The organism is Nocardia nova (genome assembly GCF_002933465.1).
Lineage (GTDB): Bacteria > Actinomycetota > Actinomycetes > Mycobacteriales > Mycobacteriaceae > Nocardia > Nocardia nova_B.
The window spans coordinates 59591-80132 of sequence record NZ_PSZE01000021.1; the positions used below are offsets into that span (position 1 = coordinate 59591).

The 20542-nt window shown below is 67.3% G+C and carries 20 protein-coding genes; 13 read left to right on the forward strand and 7 right to left on the reverse strand.

Annotated elements, in window-relative coordinates; all coding sequences use genetic code 11:
* Nucleotides 1-277 precede the first annotated feature (277 nt).
* Complete coding sequence (locus C5E41_RS35290) at nucleotides 278-412, forward strand: hypothetical protein (protein ID WP_258081184.1); 135 nt, start codon at nucleotides 278-280, stop codon at nucleotides 410-412.
* Here C5E41_RS35290 and ftsX read toward each other — a convergent pair.
* The 6 genes from ftsX to C5E41_RS22965 all read right to left on the reverse strand — a co-directional run bounded on the left by ftsX (nucleotide 397) and on the right by C5E41_RS22965 (nucleotide 5246).
* Nucleotides 397-1302 (reverse strand): permease-like cell division protein FtsX, encoded by a 906-nt coding sequence (ftsX, locus tag C5E41_RS22945; protein WP_104377829.1) that lies wholly within the window; start codon nucleotides 1300-1302, stop codon nucleotides 397-399. The genes C5E41_RS35290 and ftsX overlap by 16 nt on opposite strands.
* Entirely contained in the window at nucleotides 1302-1991 is a 690-nt protein-coding gene (ftsE, locus tag C5E41_RS22950; protein WP_104377830.1) for a cell division ATP-binding protein FtsE, read from the reverse strand. The genes ftsX and ftsE overlap by 1 nt, the downstream gene beginning before the upstream one ends.
* Before the next feature lie 74 nt (nucleotides 1992-2065).
* A complete protein-coding gene (locus tag C5E41_RS34055; protein WP_157104419.1) occupies nucleotides 2066-2221 on the reverse strand; it encodes a hypothetical protein in 156 nt (51 codons plus the stop codon).
* Nucleotides 2208-3065: a mechanosensitive ion channel family protein gene (locus C5E41_RS22955; RefSeq protein WP_104377831.1), complete on the reverse strand. Its 858-nt coding sequence runs from the start codon at nucleotides 3063-3065 to the stop codon at nucleotides 2208-2210. Before C5E41_RS22955 ends, C5E41_RS34055 begins: the two co-directional genes overlap by 14 nt.
* Before the next feature lie 127 nt (nucleotides 3066-3192).
* Nucleotides 3193-4305, reverse strand: a complete 1113-nt coding sequence (prfB, locus tag C5E41_RS22960; protein ID WP_104377832.1) for a peptide chain release factor 2 — start codon at nucleotides 4303-4305, stop codon at nucleotides 3193-3195.
* An 83-nt stretch (nucleotides 4306-4388) separates the two neighbouring features.
* Nucleotides 4389-5246 (reverse strand): helix-turn-helix domain-containing protein, encoded by an 858-nt coding sequence (locus C5E41_RS22965; RefSeq protein ID WP_104377833.1) that lies wholly within the window; start codon nucleotides 5244-5246, stop codon nucleotides 4389-4391.
* A gap of 132 nt (nucleotides 5247-5378) precedes the next feature.
* Between C5E41_RS22965 and C5E41_RS22970 the strand changes: the two genes are divergently transcribed.
* From C5E41_RS22970 to C5E41_RS23000, 7 genes are all read left to right on the forward strand, one after another.
* On the forward strand, nucleotides 5379-5966 hold the full coding sequence (locus C5E41_RS22970; protein ID WP_104377834.1) for an NADPH-dependent FMN reductase: 588 nt from the start codon (nucleotides 5379-5381) through the stop codon (nucleotides 5964-5966).
* 38 nt (nucleotides 5967-6004) lie between these two features.
* On the forward strand, nucleotides 6005-6436 hold the full coding sequence (locus C5E41_RS22975) for an SDR family oxidoreductase (RefSeq protein ID WP_258081185.1): 432 nt from the start codon (nucleotides 6005-6007) through the stop codon (nucleotides 6434-6436).
* 60 nt (nucleotides 6437-6496) lie between these two features.
* On the forward strand, nucleotides 6497-7282 hold the full coding sequence (hisN, locus tag C5E41_RS22980) for a histidinol-phosphatase (RefSeq protein WP_439956487.1): 786 nt from the start codon (nucleotides 6497-6499) through the stop codon (nucleotides 7280-7282).
* 125 nt (nucleotides 7283-7407) lie between these two features.
* A complete protein-coding gene (locus tag C5E41_RS22985) occupies nucleotides 7408-8292 on the forward strand; it encodes an ABC transporter ATP-binding protein (RefSeq protein WP_181063380.1) in 885 nt (294 codons plus the stop codon).
* Nucleotides 8292-9086, forward strand: a complete 795-nt coding sequence (locus tag C5E41_RS22990; protein WP_104377836.1) for an ABC transporter permease — start codon at nucleotides 8292-8294, stop codon at nucleotides 9084-9086. Before C5E41_RS22985 ends, C5E41_RS22990 begins: the two co-directional genes overlap by 1 nt.
* 120 nt (nucleotides 9087-9206) lie before the next feature.
* A complete protein-coding gene (locus C5E41_RS22995) occupies nucleotides 9207-10592 on the forward strand; it encodes an acyl-CoA dehydrogenase family protein (protein WP_104377837.1) in 1386 nt (461 codons plus the stop codon).
* 45 nt (nucleotides 10593-10637) lie between these two features.
* The gene (locus C5E41_RS23000; RefSeq protein WP_104377838.1) at nucleotides 10638-11876 is read left to right on the forward strand and encodes an acyl-CoA dehydrogenase family protein; all 1239 of its coding nucleotides are present in this window, start codon (nucleotides 10638-10640) and stop codon (nucleotides 11874-11876) included.
* A gap of 442 nt (nucleotides 11877-12318) precedes the next feature.
* Here C5E41_RS23000 and C5E41_RS23005 read toward each other — a convergent pair whose 3' ends face one another.
* Entirely contained in the window at nucleotides 12319-13206 is an 888-nt protein-coding gene (locus C5E41_RS23005) for a proline iminopeptidase-family hydrolase (protein ID WP_104377879.1), read from the reverse strand.
* 156 nt (nucleotides 13207-13362) lie between these two features.
* Here C5E41_RS23005 and C5E41_RS23010 point away from each other — a divergent pair, with 156 nt between their 5' ends.
* The 5 genes from C5E41_RS23010 (at nucleotide 13363) to C5E41_RS23030 (ending at nucleotide 20486) form a co-directional block, all read left to right on the forward strand.
* Nucleotides 13363-15033 carry an acyl-CoA synthetase gene (locus C5E41_RS23010; RefSeq protein WP_439956488.1) on the forward strand — a complete coding sequence of 557 codons (1671 nt, stop codon included), beginning with the start codon at nucleotides 13363-13365 and terminating at the stop codon, nucleotides 15031-15033.
* Between the two features lie 144 nt (nucleotides 15034-15177).
* A complete protein-coding gene (locus tag C5E41_RS23015; protein WP_104377839.1) occupies nucleotides 15178-16836 on the forward strand; it encodes an acyl-CoA synthetase in 1659 nt (552 codons plus the stop codon).
* Between the two features lie 128 nt (nucleotides 16837-16964).
* Nucleotides 16965-17543 (forward strand): hypothetical protein, encoded by a 579-nt coding sequence (locus C5E41_RS23020; RefSeq protein ID WP_104377840.1) that lies wholly within the window; start codon nucleotides 16965-16967, stop codon nucleotides 17541-17543.
* 464 nt (nucleotides 17544-18007) lie between these two features.
* A complete protein-coding gene (locus C5E41_RS23025) occupies nucleotides 18008-19513 on the forward strand; it encodes a PepSY-associated TM helix domain-containing protein (protein WP_308706094.1) in 1506 nt (501 codons plus the stop codon).
* Nucleotides 19514-19787: 274 nt separating this feature from the next.
* Nucleotides 19788-20486, forward strand: coding sequence for a hypothetical protein (locus C5E41_RS23030; protein WP_104377842.1), 699 nt, complete (start codon nucleotides 19788-19790; stop codon nucleotides 20484-20486).
* Nucleotides 20487-20542 lie beyond the last annotated feature (56 nt).

The following is a 20542-nucleotide window of genomic DNA, read 5'->3' on the forward strand; positions in this document are numbered from 1 at the left end:
GATTCCGCGCATCGCCGGTCGACCATCTCCGCGTGCGTGACCGATCGCGCGACGGCGGGCCGCGTCCGGCGCGCTGACTTCACAGCGATTGTCGACCGAACGGCGGTATTCTCGCCGCATGCGCGGCCTGATTCCGCCGGGGCCCTTCGAGGCCCGCACCGCCGATGCCGCGGTGGGCCGTACCGGCATTGGTTCGCCGGACCGGACGCGTTCGAGATGCTCGGCTGCGCGGCCGGCCGGGTCGGCGACACACTGTATCTGCGGTTATCGGGCCCGGATGCGACCGATCGACACCGATGCGCCCGCGCGGATCGCCGAACAGCACATCTTCGCCGGCGCAGGCGACCGCATCGAAGCCATCGATCTGCTCTGCTCCGGCTGGAACCCGGAACGACCCTATTCGCGCACGTAGTAGCGCAGTGTGCCGTAGGCCGTCAGCGCGGCGAACACGATGCCGACCGGCACCACGGTCAGCGCCACCACCGCGATGTCGTCGCCGGTGATGCGCGGGAAGACCTTCGACGCGAACAGGTCGCCCAGGGCGCGGTCGATGACCAGCGGCCGCGCGATCATCAGCCCGATCACCGCCAGCACCGACCCGGCCAGCGCGGCGACCACCGCCTCGAGCAGGAACGGCAGCTGGGTGTACCAGCGCGTGGCACCGACCAGACGCATGATGCCGACTTCCTCACGGCGCGTGAACGCCGCGATCTGCACCATGTTCGCGATCAGCAGCAGGGCGGCCAGGGCCTGCAGCACGGCCAGGCCGAAGGCCGCGTTGCGCAGGCCGTCGAACAGGCTCACCAGCCGGTCGACGATGTCCTTGTCGTTGCGCACGAATCCGACGCCGGGCTTGCCTTGGAAGTCCTTGAAGATGCGTGGGTACTGTGCGGCGTCGGTCATCTTGACGCGCAGCGAGGCCGGCAGCGGCGACTCGCTGACGTATTTGGCCAGCTCCGGCTGATCCTTGAAGGTCTTCTCCTTCGCCTCCCGGACCGCCTCCTCGCGATTGAGGAACTGCACCGATTCCACGCCGGGCTCGGCCTTCAGAGCCGACATCAGCGCCTTGCACGGGTCCTGCGAGCAGTCCGGATCGTTGACCGAGACGTCCTCGGTCAGGTACAGCCGCACCTCCAGCCGGTCCAGGAAGTACTGCTCGGTCTTATCGGCCATCCGGACGGCCAGCATGCCGCCGCCGAGCATGGTGAGCGAGACCGCGGTGGTGAGGATCATCGCGATGGTCATGGTGACGTTGCGGCGTAGGCCGTTGAAGACCTCACCGAACAGGAAGCTCGCGCGCATTACCGGCCCACCCCGTATACGCCGGTGGCCTCGTCGCGGACCAGGCGGCCGCGATCGAGTTCGACCACGCGCCGACGCATGGCGTCGACGATGTGATTGTCGTGGGTGGCCATCAGCACCGTGGTGCCCGTGCGGTTGATGCGTTCCAGCAACATCATGATGTCCTGACTGGTGTCGGGGTCGAGGTTGCCGGTGGGTTCGTCGGCGAGCAGCACCAGCGGCCGGTTCACGAACGCCCGTGCGATCGCGACCCGCTGCTGTTCACCGCCGGACAGCTCGGTCGGCAGGCGATCCGCCTTACCGGACAAACCCACCAGGTCCAGTGCCTCCGGCACCGCCCGATCGATGAATTTGCGATTCTTGCCGATCACCTCGAGCGCGAACGCCACGTTTTGTTCGACCGTCTTCTGCTGCAACAACCGGAAATCCTGGAAGACGCAGCCGATGCGCTGGCGCAGCTTGGGCACCCGCCGTCCCGGCAACCGGTCGACCCGGAAATCGGCGACATGCACTTCGCCGGTGGTCGGCTTGACCTCTTTCAGCAACAGTTGCATGAACGTCGATTTACCCGACCCGGACGGTCCGATAATGAAGACGAACTCGCCCTTGTCGACCTCGACCGAAACATTGTCCAGCGCGGGTCTCGTCGAGGTTTTATAAGACTTGGTGACGTTCCGCAGGGTGATCACGAGGTGCCAGTGTAGCCAGCGAAGTCATGGCACACTCCGGCCCACTCCGCGGCATGCGACTTGTCACAGAGACGTCAGCGGGCGGGCGCGGTCGTCAGCGCGGAACCGGAAACGGTATTCGCGATGTTGAAACCGGAATGGTCCGGCGTGGCCGGTTTCACGAACAGATACAACACGAGCGTCGCGACCCAGACACTGAGCAGGATCGCGGTCGATTTACGCGGTTTCACTCAAACCCTCCCGACGCAGCGCCGCGGCGACACGCACGCGCAGCTCACGTCCGACGTCGAATTGTTTACCCGGCAGTGTGCGGGCCACCATCCGGATGTTCATCTGGTCGACGGTGAGATCTTCCAGACCCATCACCGTAGGTTCGTCCAGCAGTAGCGATTTCAGGCGGCGATCCTGAAATGCCTTGGCGCCCACCTCGTGCAGAATCTCGTTGACCTTGGTGATATCGGCGGTGGCGGGCACCGGCACATCGATTGCCGCACGGGCCCAATCCTTCGACAGATTGGTCACTTTCACGATCTGCCCGTTGGGCACCGTGATGACCTCCCCGTCGGGATTGCGCAGCGTGGTGATCCGCAGTGTGACGTCCTCCACGGTACCTTCGGCCGGCTCGGATTGCCCGGTGACCGCGATGCGCACCACATCACCGAATCCGTATTGCCGCTCGGTGATCAGGAAGAATCCGGCGAGCAGGTCCTGCACGACGCGCTGGGCGCCGAAGCCGAGCGCGGCACCGAGTACCGCCGCCGGCGCGACCAGGCCGCTGAGCTGGAAGCCCAAGCGCCGCAACACTTCCAGCGATACCAGGAAATACACGATCACCAGCACCACCCAGGTGATGACCTGGGCCAGCGCGTGCCGATGTTTGGCGGCCTCGGTGCGCACCAGCGAATCGCTGCTCTGGAAGCCGGAGTCGATGCGGCGGGTGATCCGGTCGCGCACGAAGGTGGCGAAGCGGCTGAACAGCATCGCGCCCACGATCAGCAGCACGATCTCGAGGCCGCTGCCGCGCAGCCACGAGGTGAATGCCGCCCCGGTTCCGGCCGCGAGAGTCGTCGTCATCGGCGCATCCTTTCCGGTATCAACCGTGCACCGACACCAGCCGTTCTGCCGCCCGAACACACGCCAGACAGGTTACTACGACCGACCACCGACCGATATGCCGTGATTGCGCCGTGATAGGCGGGTTTCACGCGTCCTGGCGCATCCGCCAGCGGATTCCCTCTTCGATGAAGCTGTCGATATCACCGTCGAGAACCGAGGACGGATTGTTCACCTCGAAGTTGGTGCGCAGGTCCTTAACCATCTGGTAGGGGTGCAGCACGTACGAGCGCATCTGATTACCCCAGGAGGCGCCCTCGGTGGTCTTGAGCGCATCCATCTCGGCGCGCTCCTCCTGCCGTTTGCGTTCCAGCAGCTTGGCCTGTAGCACGCGCATGGCCGAAATCTTGTTCTGCAGCTGTGATTTCTCGTTCTGGCAGGTCACCACGATGCCGGTGGGAATGTGGGTGATCCGCACCGCCGAGTCGGTGGTGTTGACGCTCTGGCCACCCGGACCCGAGGAGCGGTACACGTCGACGCGGATCTCCGATTCCGGGACCTCGATATGGTCGGTGCCCTCGACCACCGGCAGCACCTCTACCTCGGCGAAGGAGGTCTGGCGCCGGCCCTGGTTGTCGAAGGGGCTGATCCGCACCAGGCGGTGGGTCCCCATCTCCACCGAGAGGGTGCCGTAGGCGTAGGGCACCTTGACCGCGAAGGTGGCGCTCTTGATGCCCGCCTCCTCGGCGTAGGAGGTGTCGTAGATCTCGACCGGGTACTTGTGGCGCTCGGCCCAGCGCACGTACATGCGCATCAGCATCTGCGCCCAATCGGCGGCGTCCACACCACCGGCACCCGACCGGATGTTGACCAGCGCCTCGCGCTTGTCGTACTCGCCCGAGAGCAGCGTACGGACCTCCATCGCCTCGACATCGGCGTGCAGCGCGGCCCGTTCGGCATCGGCATCGGCAAGGGCTGAGGTGCGCGCCTCGCCCTCCTCCTCTTCGGCGAGTTCGTAGAGCACTGGCAGATCGTCGAGCCGCTGCCGCAGTTCGGTGACGCGGCGCAGCTCACCCTGCGCGTGCGACAGCTCGCTGGTCACCTGCTGGGCGTGTTCCTGGTTGTTCCACAGCTCCGGGTCGGCGGCCTGATGTTCGAGCTCGTCGATGCGACGGCGCAGCTCGTCGACGTCGAGTACCGACTCGACAGTCTTCAACGTGGTGTCGAGTTCGGCGAGATCAGCGGAAACGTCAGGATGCACGGTTGTCCAATCTACCGCTCGCGCAGGTGGCGGTGAAATGCGGCGAGTCGTCGGCAGCACGGGCGATGCGGCGGGCGGCCGGCTCAGCCCGATACCGCGCGCAATCCACCCGGGCGGCGGCCCAGCAGCGCATCGAGGGCCGCGGTGGTCGCGTCGTCGGCGGGCAGCTGGACCTGGATGTACTGGTCGTCGTCGGCGGACAGGTCCAGCCGTTCGTAGGCCAGCCGCAGCGGACCCGCCTCGGGATGGTCCATCCGGCTGATGCCGCTGGTATCCGGCAGTCCGGCGATGTCGGCGACACGGTGCGTGAATTCCGCACCCGCCAGCAGCGTCAGCTCGTCGGCGAGCGCGGCGATGGCCGGATCCGAACGGAAGGGACCGGCCTTCAGATTCGCCACCGCGAGATCGGCACGACGGTCCCACTCCGGGTAGACGATGCGGGCACGCGGATCGGTGAACAGCCAGCGCGGGTAGTCCGCGGGTAGGCCGTGGTCGAGCAGGCCGGTGCCGCCGACCAGCGCGAGATAGCCATCGGTGCAGCTCAGGATCTCACCGACACGGTTGAAGACGGCCGCGGGCGCCGGTGCGAGACGGTCCAGAATCGCTTGCACCGCAGGCCGGACCAGACGATTGGGCAGCGCGCCGCCCGTACAGCTGAATCCGGGATCGGCGGATTTGACCAGCCGATGCAGCTGGACGCGCTCGCTCGGGCTCAATCGGAGAGCATCGGCCAATGCGGACAGCACGCCCGCCGACGGATGCCGGTCGCGGCCCTGCTCCAACCGGATCAGGTATTCGACGCTGACTCCGGCGAGTGTCGCGAGTTCGGCGCGGCGCAGGCCCGGGGTGCGGCGTCGAGGTCCGGCCGGGAGTCCGACCTCGGCGGGGGTGACCGCCGCACGCCGAGTCCGCAGGAAAAGCCCCAGCTCGTTATCGCTCACAGATCGACGCTAACAGCGCGGGGCGCGCCGAGGGTATCCCTGTGACTACCACCCTCACAGCGGGCTCCCTGGTCTCGCGCCCGGACGGCAGAGTCGACGACAGCGAACAACGCCTTCCGAAGGAGATCCGAAATGTCCAGCGCCACAATGCGGCTCGCAATCGTCATCGCCAGCGTCCGGGAGGGCCGCTTCGGGCCGGTCGTCGGTGAGTGGTTCGCCGAGCGGGCCCGGCGGCACGGCGGCTTCGAGGTCGACCTGATCGATCTCGCCGAGGCCGATCTGCCCGTCGCACTGCCGGCGGTTCCGCCGCGGATGGAACCGAATCCCCCGCGTCCCGCCGGAATGGTCGATCTGACCCGGCGTCTGGACGCCGCGGATGCGATCGTCATCGTCACTCCGGACATCAACAGCAGTTACCCGGCCTCGATCAAGACCGCGATCGACTGGCACTACACGCAGTGGGACCGCAAGGCGATCGGCTTCGTGGGTTACAGCGGGGCGAGCGGCGGGCTGAACGCCATCGCCCACCTGCGGCAGGTGTTCGCCGAGCTGAACGCGCACACGATCCGGGACTATGTGTCCTTCCCTCGGTACTACCAGCATTTCGACGCCGCGCGACGATGGACCGCGCCGACCGAATCCGAAGCGGCGGCAGCGGACATGCTCGACCAATTGCACTGGTGGGCACGTGCTTTGGCGGCAGCGCGGGTCGCGGCGTGAACAGCGGCTGACGCAGCAACGAGGTCTGCACCCGGCCGGTGGAGCTGGCCGACGCCTGCCTGGCCGGTGAGGAGGAACGTGCCCGCGGCATCGCCGAATCGTTCGGCGACCTGGGCGCGATCCAGGCCTATCCGGCGACGAAAGCGGCCCTGGCCTGGTACGCCCGGACCAGATCGGCGGAGTACATCGCCGACGGCATCCGCCTCAACGCCATCGCGCCCGGCATCATCGACACCCCGATGACCCAGGAGGGCAGCAAGGACGCGCTCACCGGTGAGGGCATGAAGCAGTTCCTCGCCATGACCCCGATCGGGCGGCCCGGCCACCCGGAGGAGATCGCCGACCTCGCGGCGTTCCTGCTGTCGGACAAGGCCGGCTTCTTCGTCGGATCGGTGATCTTCTGCGACGGCGGAATCGACGCGGCCTTCCGCGGTAAGGATTGGCCCGCGGTCTGGAATCCGCAGCGGTAGCGCGTATCGCCGGCGAGGCCGCGAATGGCTCCGATCGGGTGCGCCCATTACGGTTGCCGTGTGAGCGATCATGCCGGCGATCTCGACCTTGCCCTGCTGTTGGCCGATGCGGCCGATGCGATCACCCGTGATCGTTTCGGCGCACTCGACCTGAAGGTGAACAGCAAACCGGATCTGACCCCGGTCTCGGACGCGGATCTGGCGGTGGAGCGGTCGCTGCGCGAGATTCTCATCGAGCGGCGGCCGCACGACGCCGTGCTCGGTGAGGAGTTCGGTGGTGAGGCCGAGTTCATCGGACGGCAGTGGGTGATCGATCCGATCGACGGCACCAAGAACTTCGTGCGCGGAGTTCCGGTGTGGGCCAGTCTGATCGCGCTGCTGCAGGACGGCGTTCCGGTCGTCGGCGTCGTCAGCGCGCCCGCGCTGAGCCGCCGCTGGTGGGCCGCAACGGGTTCCGGCGCGTGGACCCGTTTCGAGACCGGAGAGCCGAAGCCGATCACCGTCTCCGAGGTCGGCGGACTGAATTCGGCCAGTCTCGCGATCTCCAGCCTGTCCGGCTGGCGAGACCTGGGGCTGCGTGAGCAGTTGGTCGACCTGACCGATCAGGTGTGGCGCACCCGCGGCTACGGCGACTTCTTCGGCTATTGCCTGCTCGCCGAGGGCGCGGTCGACATCGCCACCGAACCGGAGGTCTCGCTGTGGGACCTCGCACCGCTCGATGTGCTCGTGCGCGAGGCCGGCGGCCGCTTCACCGCCCTGGATGGAACCCCCGGACCGCATCACGGCAGCGCGGTCGCCACCAACGGATTGCTGCACGACTCCGTACTCGAGGCGCTGCGCGGCTGAGACACCGGCCGCCGTGCCGGCAGGCCGCGGTGACATAAGGCCGCGGTGACATAAGTCAGTGCCGACGGGTTCGCAAGGCTCTGCTCTGCCCGGCCCCGGCCGCGCAATCTGAGACCATGCCACCGATGATCGCGATGCGCGGCCTGACCAAGTTCTACGGTCATACGCCGGCACTGCTGGACCTGGACCTCGAGGTTCCGCCGGGAGTGATTTTCGGATACCTGGGTCCCAACGGGGCCGGTAAGACGACGACCGTCCGGATACTCGTCGGCCTCATGCGGCCGACCCGCGGTTCGGTCGCGGTCGCGGGCGCGGACGTCGGGCGTGACCGATCGGCCGCGCAGCGCCATATCGGCTATCTCCCCGGCCAGTTCGTCGCCTATCCGGATCTCACCGCGGAGCGGTATCTGACCTACCTGGCCCGGCTTCGCGGCGACGTCGATCCGGTGGTTCCGCGCGAATTGGCCGAACGCCTGAACCTGGATACCTCGACTCGAATCTCGGCGATGTCGCACGGCAATCGGCAGAAGGTCGGATTGGTGCAGGCATTCATGGCCGAACCGGACGTACTCGTGCTCGACGAACCGACCCAGGGGCTGGATCCGCTGGTCCAGCGAGAATTCCTGGCCCTGTTACGTGAGGCCCGCGACGCCGGGCGCACCGTCTTCCTGTCCTCGCACGTGTTGTCGGAGGTGCAGGCGGTCGCCGACACGGTGGCGATTCTGCGGCGGGGCCGGTTGGTCGAAGTCCGGTCGGTCGCGGCGCTGGCGGCGCAGTCGCTGCGCCGGCTCGACCTCGCCTTCGCCTCCACACCTCCGGAACCGCAGCTCCTGGCCGCTGTCGGCGGGGTGCGATCGGTCAGCGGCGCCGGTCCGGTGCTGCACATCGAGGTGGACGGCTCGACGGCCGAACTCCTGAAGTTCGTCGCACCCTACGGGGTGGTCGACGTGATCAGCCACGAACCCGATCTCGAAGAGGTCTTCCTCACCTACTACGGACAGGACAGCTGATGTTCAGCACGGTGTTCGTCAAATGCCTGCGGGACCAACGGCGCGGATTGATCGGCTGGAGCCTCGGCATTGTCGTGCTGGTACTGCTGGAATCCGCATTGTGGCCGTCGATATCGAACATTCCCGGGCTCCGGCAGATGGTCGACAACTACCCGCCGGCATTGCGGCAGCTGCTCGGAATCGAGGACTTCCTCAGCGGCACAGGCTTTCTCAACACCGAGCTCTACAGCATCATCCTGCCCATCCTGTTCCTGGTCTTCTCGGTATCGCGCGGCGCCCGCGCGATCGCCGGCGAGGAGGAGTCCGGGACCCTCGAGGTGCTGTTGGTGACGCGGGTGACGCCGGTGCGGCTCGTGCTGGAACAAGTCGCGGTGCTGCTCACCGGCCTGGTGGTGCTCGGCACCGTGCTGTTCGCCGCCGTTGTCGTGTTCGCGGCGATATTCGGGATGCATATCGGCGTCGGGGCCGCGGCGACGGGATCGATCGCCATGGTCGCGCTGGCAGCGCCGTTCGGCGGGCTGGCCTTGGCGGTCGGTGCCGCTTCCGGTCGCCGCCTGGTCGCGGTCGCGGTCGCGAGCGTGGCCGCGGTCGCCGCCTATGTGCTGTACGCGGCGTCGAAGATCGTCGACGCGGTGCGCCCGTGGGGCTGGTGGTCGCCGTTCGAGCAGGCGCTGTCCGACGGTCCGATGGGCGCGGGCCTGCGGCCGGGCTATCTGTGGCTCGTGGTGGCCGCGGCTGTCTTCGTGGTCGCGGCGCTGCCGATTTTCGATCGTCGCGACATCGCCGGGGTATGAGGATCGATACAGACCGACCCGCGCTCGACGGCGTTCTTACTCTGGAGTAAGATAGCCTTACTCGCAAGTAAGATCCTGGGACCGATCACCCGAAACCCACACCCGAGAAGACTGGTGACTATGAGCACTCGAGACACCGCAACGAAGCGACGTCCGGATTCCGCTGTCGGCCTCAACCCGGTCAAGCGCGACTGGATGGGCGCGGCCATGCGGGTCATGACGACCATTACCGGTTCCGAGCTGGCCGAGAAGTACAACTTGCGCAAGCCCATCGAACGGCTGGCCTACGAGGGCACCAAGACCGGCTTTCGCACGCTCGGCGCCGCGACTCGCGCATTCGGCAAGGTATCCGGTGGCGGTAAGCCGAAGCGCTTGCCCGCCAACGAGTCCCGCAGCAAGGACTACTTCGACCTCACCCCCACCGACGAGCAGCAGATGATCGTCGAGACGGTGCGCGAATTCGCCGCGGAGATCCTGCGCCCGGCGGCCTACGAGGCCGACGGCGCGGCCCAGGCTCCCAAGGATCTGCTCGAGCGCGCCGCCGAACTGGGCATCACGCTGATCAACGTGCCCGAGGAGCTCGAGGGTGCGGCCACCGAGCGCGGCGCGGTCACCAACTCGCTGGTCGCCGAGGCGCTGGCACACGGAGATATGGGCCTGGCGCTGCCGATTCTGGCCCCGTCGGGTGTGGCTGTCGCGCTGTCGCAGTGGGGTTCGGACGCACAGCAGCAGACCTACCTGGGCGCCTTCACGGGTGAGAACGTGCCGCAGGCCTCGGTCGTGATCAGCGAGCCGCGGGCACTGTTCGATCCGTTCGCGTTGCAGACCAAGGCCACCCGCTCCCCCAGCGGCTACCGGATCAACGGCGTCAAGAGCCTGGTTCCGGCCGCCGCCGACGCCGAGCTGTTCCTCGTGGGCGCCGAAATCGACGGCCGCCCCACGCTTTTCATCGTCGAATCGGATACACCGGGTGTGGTGATCGAGGCCGATCCGAGTATGGGCCTGCGCGCGGCCGGCCTGGGCCGGCTGATCCTGGACAACGTCGCGGTTCCGGCCGAGGCCATCCTGGGTGACGGCGACGCGGCCCAGCGTGCCGAGGAATACGCCGACGCCGTGCGGCTGGCCCGCCTGGGCTGGGCGTCGCTCGCGGTCGGCACCGGTCAGGCCGTGCTGGACTACGTCAAGCCGTATGTGAAGGAGCGCGAGGCGTTCGGCGAGCCGATCGCGCACCGGCAGGCGGTGGCGTTCATGGTCGCCAATATCGCCATCGAACTCGACGGCCTGCGGCTCGTGACTCTGCGGGGTGCGTCACGCGCGGAACAGGGGCTGTCCTTCTCGCGGGAGGCGGCGCTGGCCCGCAAGTTCGCCACCGACAAGGGCATGCAGATCGGACTGGACGGCGTGCAGCTGCTCGGCGGCCACGGCTACACCAAGGAACACCCGGTCGAGCGCTGGTACCGCGATCTGCGGGCGATCGGCGTCGCCGAAGGTGTGGTCCTGATCTGATCCGGGTCTCCTCGACCCCTGAACCGTATTGATGGAGACATTCCGATGATCAATCTCGAACTCCCTAAGAAGCTGCGGGCCAGCGCCAACCAGGCCCACCAGGTCGCCGCGGAGATCTTCCGCCCCGTCTCGCGCAAATACGACCTGGCCGAGCACGAATACCCGGTGGAGCTCGACACCATGGCCGCCATGGTGGAGGGCCTGGCCGACTCCGGCACCCAGGACATCTCCGGCGCCACCGGCGGCCGCAAGGCCAAGTCCGGTGCGGAGGCCGCCGACAGCCACTCCACCGAACTGCTCGGCAACAGCAACGGCGGCAACATGTCCGCACTGCTGAATGCGCTCGAAACCTGCTGGGGCGATGTCGGTTTGATGCTGTCGATCCCCTACCAGGGCCTGGGCAACGCCGCGATCGCCGCGGTCGCCACCGACGAGCAGCTGGAGCGCTTCGGCAAGGTGTGGGCGGCGATGGCCATCACCGAACCGTCCTTCGGTTCGGACTCCGCGGCCGTGTCGACCACCGCGGTGCTCGACGGCGACGAGTGGGTTCTCAACGGCACCAAGATCTTTGTCACCGCCGGTTCGCGCGCCACTCACATCGTGGTGTGGGCCTCGGTGGACAAGTCGAAGGGGCGCGCGGCGATCAAGTCGTTCGTCGTCCCTCGAGATGCCAAGGGCCTCACCGTCGCTCGCCTCGAGCACAAGCTCGGCATCAAGGCCTCCGATACCGCCGAACTGCGCCTCGAGGACTGCCGCATTCCGGCCGACAACATCCTCGGCAGCCCGGAAGTCAACGTGGAGAAGGGTTTTGCCGGGGTCATGCAGACCTTCGACAACACCCGCCCGCTGGTGGCCGCGATGGCCATCGGCGTCGGCCGCGCCGCGCTCGAGGAACTGCGCACCATCCTCGAGGAGTCCGGCGTGGAGATCTCCTACGACATCCCCGCCAACAACCAGTCCGCCGCCGCCGCGGAATTCCTTCGCATGGAATCGGACTGGGAAGCCGCCTACCTGCTCGCCCTGCGCGCGGCATGGATGGCCGACAACAAGAAGCCCAACTCCCTCGAAGCCTCCATGTCCAAGGCCAAGGCCGGCCGCATGGGCACCGACGTAACCCTGAAGGCCGTCGAACTGGCCGGCGCGGTGGGCTACTCCCAGCGCACCCTGCTGGAGAAGTGGAGCCGTGACTCGAAGATCCTCGACATCTTCGAGGGCACGCAGCAGATTCAGCAGCTGATCGTGGCGCGGCGCGTGCTGGAGCTGACCAGTGCGCAGCTGAAGTAGGTTGCGGGACAACAGGAACCCGGTGCGAGACCGTTTCAGGACTCGCACCGGTTTTCTCGTTCGCAGGCAAGACCGGCCAGTGAGATCCGATAGCGGCGGTCAGCGCGTTCTCCGGCACACATACCGACCACAACCAGGGCCGAGTGCCCGCTGCGTCGGGCTGCCGTTCGCCGACAAGATTCGTCGATGACAGTCGTAAGGCAGACCGCAGCTTACCGCTTGGAGAAGCGGCTGGTGAGGTAGGTTGTCACGATGACCATGATCGTGAAGAGGAGAGCGATCAGGACTGCGGCGGTCGGCCAGTTCATGGTGTCATCCTCCTTGCGGCACCTGCCGCGGCTCGATGTACACCTTCGACGGTAAAGCGCCGACCGTTCGCGATCCGGTGCCGTAGGTCCCGTTCCCGATGCTGGAGGTCACCGGAGCGGAGGACCGAAGTCGATCAACCCGTCGGCGGAACCGGCCCAACTTCCACCTCCGCGAGGAAGCGGGTCAGCTCGGTGTGAAAGGTGTCCCACTGTTCGGCGAAGCACAGGTGCGACGCGTCCTCGATGGTCACCACGCGCGAGTCGGGGATGCGGCGCCGCATATCCTCGAGGTGCGCCGGACGGCATTCGTCGTGCCGGCCGCCGAGCAACAGCGTCGGCACGCCGATCTCACCCAGGCGCTCGGTGACGTCCCAATCTCGCAAAGAGCCGGTCACGGTGAATTCGCTCGGCCCGATCATGGTGTGGTAGACCTCGTATCCCGCCGCCGCGTACGCACGTTCGAGCCCTACCGGCCACGGCCGCAGCCGGCACACGTGTTTGCGATAGAAGCCCAGCGTCGCGGCCACGTATTCGGGGCAGTCGGTGAACCCGTTCGCCTCGTGCTGCCGAATCGTCTCTCGCACCTCGGTGGGCTCCTCCTCGAGCAGTTCCGCGCAGTCCCTCGACCACCGCGGCATGCTGGCCGGAGCGCCGACCAGCACCAGACTGTCCAGCGCCGGCTGCCGGTCGAGCGTGTACTGCAGGGCCAGCATCCCGCCCCACGAATTGCCGAGCAGATGGACCCGGTCCAAGTTCAGCGCCGCGCGCACGGCCACCAGTTCCGCGACGAACCGGTCCACGGTCCACAGCGAGGTATCGCTCGGCCGATCGGAATTGCCGCAGCCGAGCTGGTCGTAGAAAATGATCCGGCGCTCGCCGGCCAGCTGCGCCAGCGCCTCCAGATAGTCGTGCGGAAAGCCCGGCCCGCCATGCAGGCACAGGAGCGGGGTTCCCTTCTCGCCGAGCGACCGATACCAGACGCGCCCGCCGGGAACGTCGATACGACCTTCTTCCGAACGCATATCCACTCCTCTCGAACGGGTCGCGCCAGGGCATATTCGACATAACCAGTTTCGGCGGCTACGCGGCCCACAATCGAGGCCAAGCTGTTGACCGGAACTGTGTACCAAGTCACACTTGTGACTGCTACCGTCCCCAGCAACAGGGGTCGCGTGGAGGTGGTTGACGTGGGCGTCGGTATCGGCTCGGTGGTGCACGGGGTTCAGCGCAAGGCGGTCGAGGTCTCCGAGGCGGTGCGGGCGTTGAATGTACTGCGGGAGCGCGGGTTCATCGATCCGCGCAATCTCGGTGAGACGCTGTTGTCGGCCAAGGAGGGGCGGCGGCTCGGGCCGCAGGCGACGATGGTCCGGCACGCGGCGCGGATGTGGCCGCAGCGGCCGGCACTGATCGACGAGCACGGCAGTATGACCTTCCGCGAACTCGACGACGATTCCACGCGGTTGGCGCGCGGCCTGCGGTCGCTCGGCGTCGAACCGGGAACCGTCATCGGCATTCTCGCGCGCGATCACCGCGGACTGCTGCTGGCGATGACGGCCGCCGGTAAGGCCGGTGCGCGGCTGGCCCTGATGAATACCGGCTTCGCGAAACCGCAGTTCGCCCAAGTCTGCGAGCGCGAGAACGTGAAGGTGGTCCTGCACGACAGCGAATTCGTCGGCCTGCTCGACGCGCTGTCTCCGGAGCTGCCGCGAGTGATCACCTGGGTCGACGACGGCACCGAATTGCCCACGGGCGCAATAACGATCGAGGAGCTGATCGCGGCCCACCCACCGAACGAGCTGCCGCTGCCGGTCGAGCCGGGCGGCTTCGTGATCCTCACCAGCGGCACCACCGGTCTGCCGAAAGGCGCTCCCCGGGAAGCGGTTTCGCCGATCTCCTCGGCGCAGATCGCCGATCGGATCCCGTTCCCGCGGCAGGGCACGGTGCTCATCGTCTCGCCGATCTTCCACAGCACGGGCCAGGCAACCTGGCTGATCGCCACCGCCCTGGGCGCGACGACGGTGATGATGCGCCGCTTCGATGCCGAGCGCACCCTGGCCCTGATCGCCGAACACCATGTCGACCTGCTGGTAGCGGTGCCGACGATGCTGCATCGCATGGTCGAACTCGATCCGGCCGTGCGGGAACGGTACGACCTGTCCTCGCTGAAATCCATCGTGCTGGCGGGATCGGCACTGTCCCCGGAGCTGACCGTGCGCGCCACCGAGGCGTTCGGGCCGGTGCTCTACAACCTCTACGGCTCCACCGAATGCGCGGTGGCGACGGTGGCCCAGCCGGCCGATCTCGCCATCGCCCCGGGCACCGCCGGGCGCGCGCCCGTCACATGCGAAGTGGTGTTGTTCGACGAGAACGGCAAGCGCCTGCACGGCGCGAATGTCAAGGGGCGCATATTCATTCGATCCGGCGCGCCGTTCGAGGGTTACACCGACGGTCGGCACAAGCAGATCATCGACGGCTACATGTCCTCCGGCGACGTCGGCCACTTCGACGAGCACGGGCTGCTGTTCGTCGACGGCCGCGACGACGACATGATCGTCTCCGGCGGCGAGAACGTCTTCCCGCAGGAGGTCGAGAACCTGCTGCTGGAGCGGGCGGACATCTTCGACGCTGCGGTGGTCGGCGTGGACGACGTGGAATTCGGTAAACGCCTGCGCGCCTTCGTCGTGCCGGAGCCCGGCGCGACCCTGGATCCGGACGAGATCAAAGCCTACGTCAAGGGCACACTCGCCCGTTACAAAGTGCCTCGTGACGTGGTGTTCCTCGACGATCTGCCGCGCAACGCCACCGGCAAGCTGCTGCGCCGGGCACTGATGGAATACCAGATCACATAACCGGTCACCCGACCGGCTGTGCGGTACCGTCGGTTACAGAGACGCAAACCACATCCGCGTGCCCCTGCTTGCTAGAGTTAGCACGCACTGGATCTCGATGTTGCGGTCCCGCCTACCTGGTGGAATCCGCGGAAGGTTGTACCTATGTCAGCTGTCCTTCCGTCAGCACGCACTGCCCTCCGAAAGGCCGGAGATCTGGCTCTGGGGGTCAACGTCATGCGCAAACGCGGGCTGTTCAGCCCGCTGCGACCGGACCATGCGGTCAGCTCGGCGCTCAACGTCACCAAGTTCGGACCCTTCGCGGGCGTGATCATGCACGCCGCGAAGACCAATCCGAAGTCCGCGGCGCTGCTGGACGAGCGGGGCGAGCTGACCTTCGCGGAGGTCAACGAGCAGTCCAACCAACTGGCTCGCGGCCTGGCGGCACACGGTCTGCGCGAGGGTGATGTGGTGGCGCTGCTGGCGCGCGACCACCGCGGCATGGTGCTGAGCCTGGCCGCCACCGGCAAGCTGGGTGTGCGGGCGGTGTTGATGAACACCGGCTTCGCCAAACCGCAGTTCGCCGATGTCGCCACGCGCGAGCAGGTGAAACTGGTGCTGCACGACAGCGAATTCGTCGACCTGATGAGCGCCATTCCCGATGAGATCCCCCGCATCCTGACCTGGGTGGACCAGTCCGACAACGTCGATCCTTCCATCCCGACCGTCGATTCGCTGCGCGAGGGCCAGTCCCCTGATGCGGTGAGCGCGCCGACGAAGCCGGGCGGCATGGTGATTCTGACCTCCGGCACCACCGGCACCCCGAAGGGCGCGCCGCGCGACAAGGTCAGCCCGTTCATCTCCGCACAGTTCCTGGATCGAATTCCGTTGCCGCGCAACGGTTCCATGGTCGTCGCGGCGCCGGTTTTCCACGCCACCGGCCTCTCACAGTTCACCCTCGGGCTCTCGCTGGGCAACCGGATGATCTTCCAGCAGCGGCGGTTCGATCCCGAGAAGACGCTCGCCAATATCGACAAGTACAAGGCGGAGTCGCTGGTGGTGGTGCCGACCATGCTGCAGCGCATGGTGGACCTGCCGCCCGAGACGCTTGCCAAGTACGACATGTCCTCGCTGCGGATGATTTTCGCCGCGGGCTCGGCGATCCCGCCGGACGTCGTGACGCGCAGCCTGGACTACTTCGGTGACGTCCTCTACAACGTGTACGGCTCCACCGAATGCGCGCTGATCACCGTCGCGAGCCCGGAGGATCTGCGCAAGTCACCGAGCACCGCCGGCCGCCCGCCGCTCGGGATCCGGCTGGCGCTGTTCGACGAGAACCGCAAGCGCATCACCGAACCGAACGTCACCGGCACGATCTTCATCGAGAACGCGCACTCGTTCAAGGCCTACACCGACGGCCGCACCAAGGAGACCATCGACGGGATGATGTCCAGCGGCGACGTCGGGCACTTCGACGAGGACGGGTTGCTGTTCATCGACGGCCGCGACGACGACATGATCGTCTCCGGCGGCGAGAACGTCTTCCCGCAGGAGGTCGAGCACCTCATCGCCGATCGCGCCGACGTGCAGGAGGCGGCGGTCGTCGGTGTCGACGACAAGGAATTCGGAAAGCGCCTGCGCGCCTTCGTCGTTCCGGGTCCCGATTCCAAGCGCGACGCCCAGGAGATCAAGGACTACGTCAAGGCGAACCTCGCGCGTTACAAGGTGCCGCGCGAGGTGATCTTCCTCGATGAGCTGCCTCGCAACGCCACCGGCAAGCTGCTGCGCAAGCCGCTGGCGGAAATGGACGTCACGGGCGACTGAGTTCACCGGCACGCATCGGCCCGGGAGCTGGGCTACCGGGCCGATCGTGTTTTTGCGGAGCTTCCCCCGCAGGAAGACTTTGACGTATCTGTGAATTGGCTTCGAAGCGGTCGGCTATCATTCAGCTCGTGTTTCCCCCGTCCGGCCACGTCTCGGCCCGCGCCCAGGTGTCGACGCGTGCGCGTCGGGCCGCGGTGGCGCGGTTGCGGGCCGCGTCGGCCGGATCCGTATCGGGCGCTCTGTCGATCGCCGCGCACGGTTGGGCGGTGGGCGGGATGGCGGTGCAGTCCAGCACCCTGATGCTGCTGGTGGCCGCCTCCACGGTGGTCGGCGCGCTCGTCGCCGGGCTGGCGCCGCTGCGCACCACCGCCGTCGGACTCGCCGCGGCCCTGTGGGGCGGGCAGCTGATCGGCCACCTGGTGATGTCAGCCGATATGACGCAGATGCACGATATGCCGCTGTGGACGCCCGCCATGCTGGGCGCCCACCTGGTCGGCGCGGTGTGCGCGGCCGTCGTCATTCTCGGCGCCGAGGCCGCCTACCGGATCGGCACCGCAGTAGCGCGCGTGCTGCCGATGCCGGTCAGCCTCCCGGCGATCGCCGAACCGAGTATTCCCCGCAGCGTTCACCGCGACCGGGTGATCCTGCGGATCTTCCCCACCGAAACCTTCCGCACTCGCGGACCCCCGCTCGCTGCGTACTGCTGATATATCTCAACACCCACATTCGCGAATCCTCATCGCCGACACCGCGTTTCGAACGCTCGGTGCGGCATTTCGGGTGCTCGTGATGCGAGGGTCCGGACGGCAGATCGTTCGCATCGAGTTCCGATGCGGAATTCGAGCCGTGGTCGACCCGAGCGAATTTCGCAGGCCCCGAAGGCCGCGGTGAGTGCACCGCGTCAGCGGTCCGGCAACGCAGGTCGTCGTGGTCCGCGGACCGCGGTACCGCCACAGTCCCAGCGCGGCGGAACTCCGGGACCACGCAGCGCCGAATGCGGCGGCAGATGGCTCGTTTCATCGGCGTGCCAGTGGGTTCCGCCTGGTACCCGGCGACCGCCGCGCATGCGACCGGCGCCCTGTGCGACGACTGTCCCCTGCGCGGCATCGAGCCACGGCGACGCGGTTTCGCGCACAACGATGTGGGTGCCCTCGAAACAGGAGCACTACCAGTGAGCATCACCGATCTTCCGGCTGCCGGCACCGAGCCGCCGCAACCGGAGAAGTCGCCGCCCGACGCGGCGCAGCAATCACCGCCCGGTGCGGTGGAGCAGTCGCGACCGTCTCGGTCCGGCACCGCACGGGCGGTGCAGGCGCTGGCCATGCGGCTGCACTTCTATGCCGGCGTCTTCGTCGCGCCGTTCATCCTGATCGCGGCGGTCACCGGGGCGCTGTACGCGGTCGCCCCCAGCATCGAGTCGATCGTGAATCGCGATCTGCTGCATGTGGATTCGACCGGCCCGGCGCGGCCGCTGTCGGAGCAGATCGCGGCGGGTGTGGCCGCCGAACCGGGACTCGCGCTGAGCGCGGTGGACCCGGCGCAGCACGCCGGTGACACAACCCGCGTGATCTTCACCGATCCGAGCCTCGGTGAATCCGAGCGGCGCGCGGTCTTCGTCGACCCGGCGACCGCGACGTCCGTGGGCGACAGCGTCGTGTACGGCAGCACGGGCGCGCTACCCATGCGCACCTGGATCGATGTGCTGCATCGCAATCTGCATCTCGGCGATGTGGGCCGGCTCTACAGCGAGATGGCCGCGTCGTGGATGTGGATCATCGCGCTCGCCGGTGTGGTGATGTGGCTGCACCGCTCCCGCGGCTCGCTGCGGCGTCTGCTGTGGCCGGATCGGTCGAAAGCCGGTCGTCCGGGCAGCGTCAGTGTGCATGCCACGGTCGGCATGTGGATTCTGCTGCCACTGCTGTTCCTCTCGGCGACCGGTCTGACCTGGTCGCTACATGCGGGGCAGCACATCACGTCGCTACGGCAGCACTCGAGCTGGACCACGCCGGTCGTCGACACGGCGCTGCCCGGTGCACCGATGCCGTCGATCCCGGCCGGTGGCGAGCACGCCGAGCACACTGGCGGCCACGGCATGTCGATGCCCGTTCCCGCCGACCGCGCCGCCCAGGCGGACAAGGTCCTCGCGGTGGCTCGCGGACACGGTATCGACGGTCCGGTCGAGATCTCCATCCCGGCGAAGGACACCACCGCCTTCACCGTCAAGGAGCGCCGCCTGCCCGGGGTCTACACCCAGGACGCGATCGCCGTGGACGGTAGGACCGGCGATGTCACCGACATCCTGCGCTACGCGGACTGGCCGCTGATGGCCAAGCTCGCCAACTGGGGCATCGCGCTGCATATGGGCATGCTGTTCGGCCTCGCCAATCAACTGTTGCTGCTGGCCACGATGATCGCGCTGATCACCGTGATCGGACGCGGCTATCTGATGTGGTGGCGACGACGGCCGACCCGCGAGAACGACCCGTTCACCTTCGGGCGGGCACCGGCACGCGGAGTCCTGCGACGGGCGCCGCTGTGGATCAGCGTGCCGCTGATCGCGGTCACCGCGGGGATCGGATGGTTCGCCCCGGTGCTGGGCGTGAGTCTGCTCGCGTTCCTGATCGTCGATGTCGTCCTCGGCCTGATCGCGGGTCGGCGCCGGGGAGCAGTCGCCTGAAGTCCTGAACCGCACTCGGTTACGACACCAGCCGAGGTAATTCGACTGCGCCGGAACATCTTTCCCGCGCATACGAGCGACACCGAGTCGCCCGTGCGATGGACCGCGCGCTCGGCCGGGTCGTAACAGTCGCCGACAACGATCGGCCGGCATCACCGATTGCGTCGTCATCGGCAGGACATGCCGCCTGCGGTCGTCCGGGCTGCTTCATGCCCGCACTCGGCACACCTACAGCAACTTTCGTTTACCTGATACCGCAAAGGGATTCATCACCATGGGAATCAAGAACATCGCCGCCATCGCCGCCCTCGTCACCGCCGCCCTGGGCCTGGGCACGGCCACCGCCGGCGCCGCCCCCACAGACGCCGGTGCGGTCGGCTTCCAGGCGACCACCACACCGACCGGCACGGTCATCTCCACCGATGCCGGGTCGCTGTCGGCCGACCACGGCGTATTCACCGTCAAGGCGGCCGACGGTACCGTCCTGGCCGGCACGCAGCTCTCGTTCCGCGTCGACGATTTCGTCTTCCCGATCGAGGCGCAGATCCACGACCGCACCGCGACCCTCACGCCGAAGTTCGACCTCGCGCACGCGGCATATCAGCCGGTCGCGATGCCGTTCGAGGACAGCGCGCCGTGGAAGACCCCCTACGACCGGGAGCAGGCCGCGTGGAGCCGGATGACCAGCACCCTCGGCGCGGGCGCCTCGATCGGCACCCTGGTGGGCGGCATCGGTGGCGCCGGAATCGGCTGCGTTCTGGGCGGAATCGCGGGCGCGACCATCGCGGCGGCCACCATCGTCGGCATGTTCGGCCCGTTCGTTCCGGCCGCGGTGGTGGGCTGCCTCGGCGGCATCGTGGCCATCGGCGCGCTGGGCACTCTCGCGGGTCAGCTGCTGGTCACCGCCCCGGTCGCGATCTTGGCCGCGGCCCAGTACTTCACCACGGTGAACTCCCCGTTCCCCGCGAAGTGAGGTAGCGAGACCGCGCGGCATCCGCACCCGATATCCGGTGATCCGCCGGGTATCGG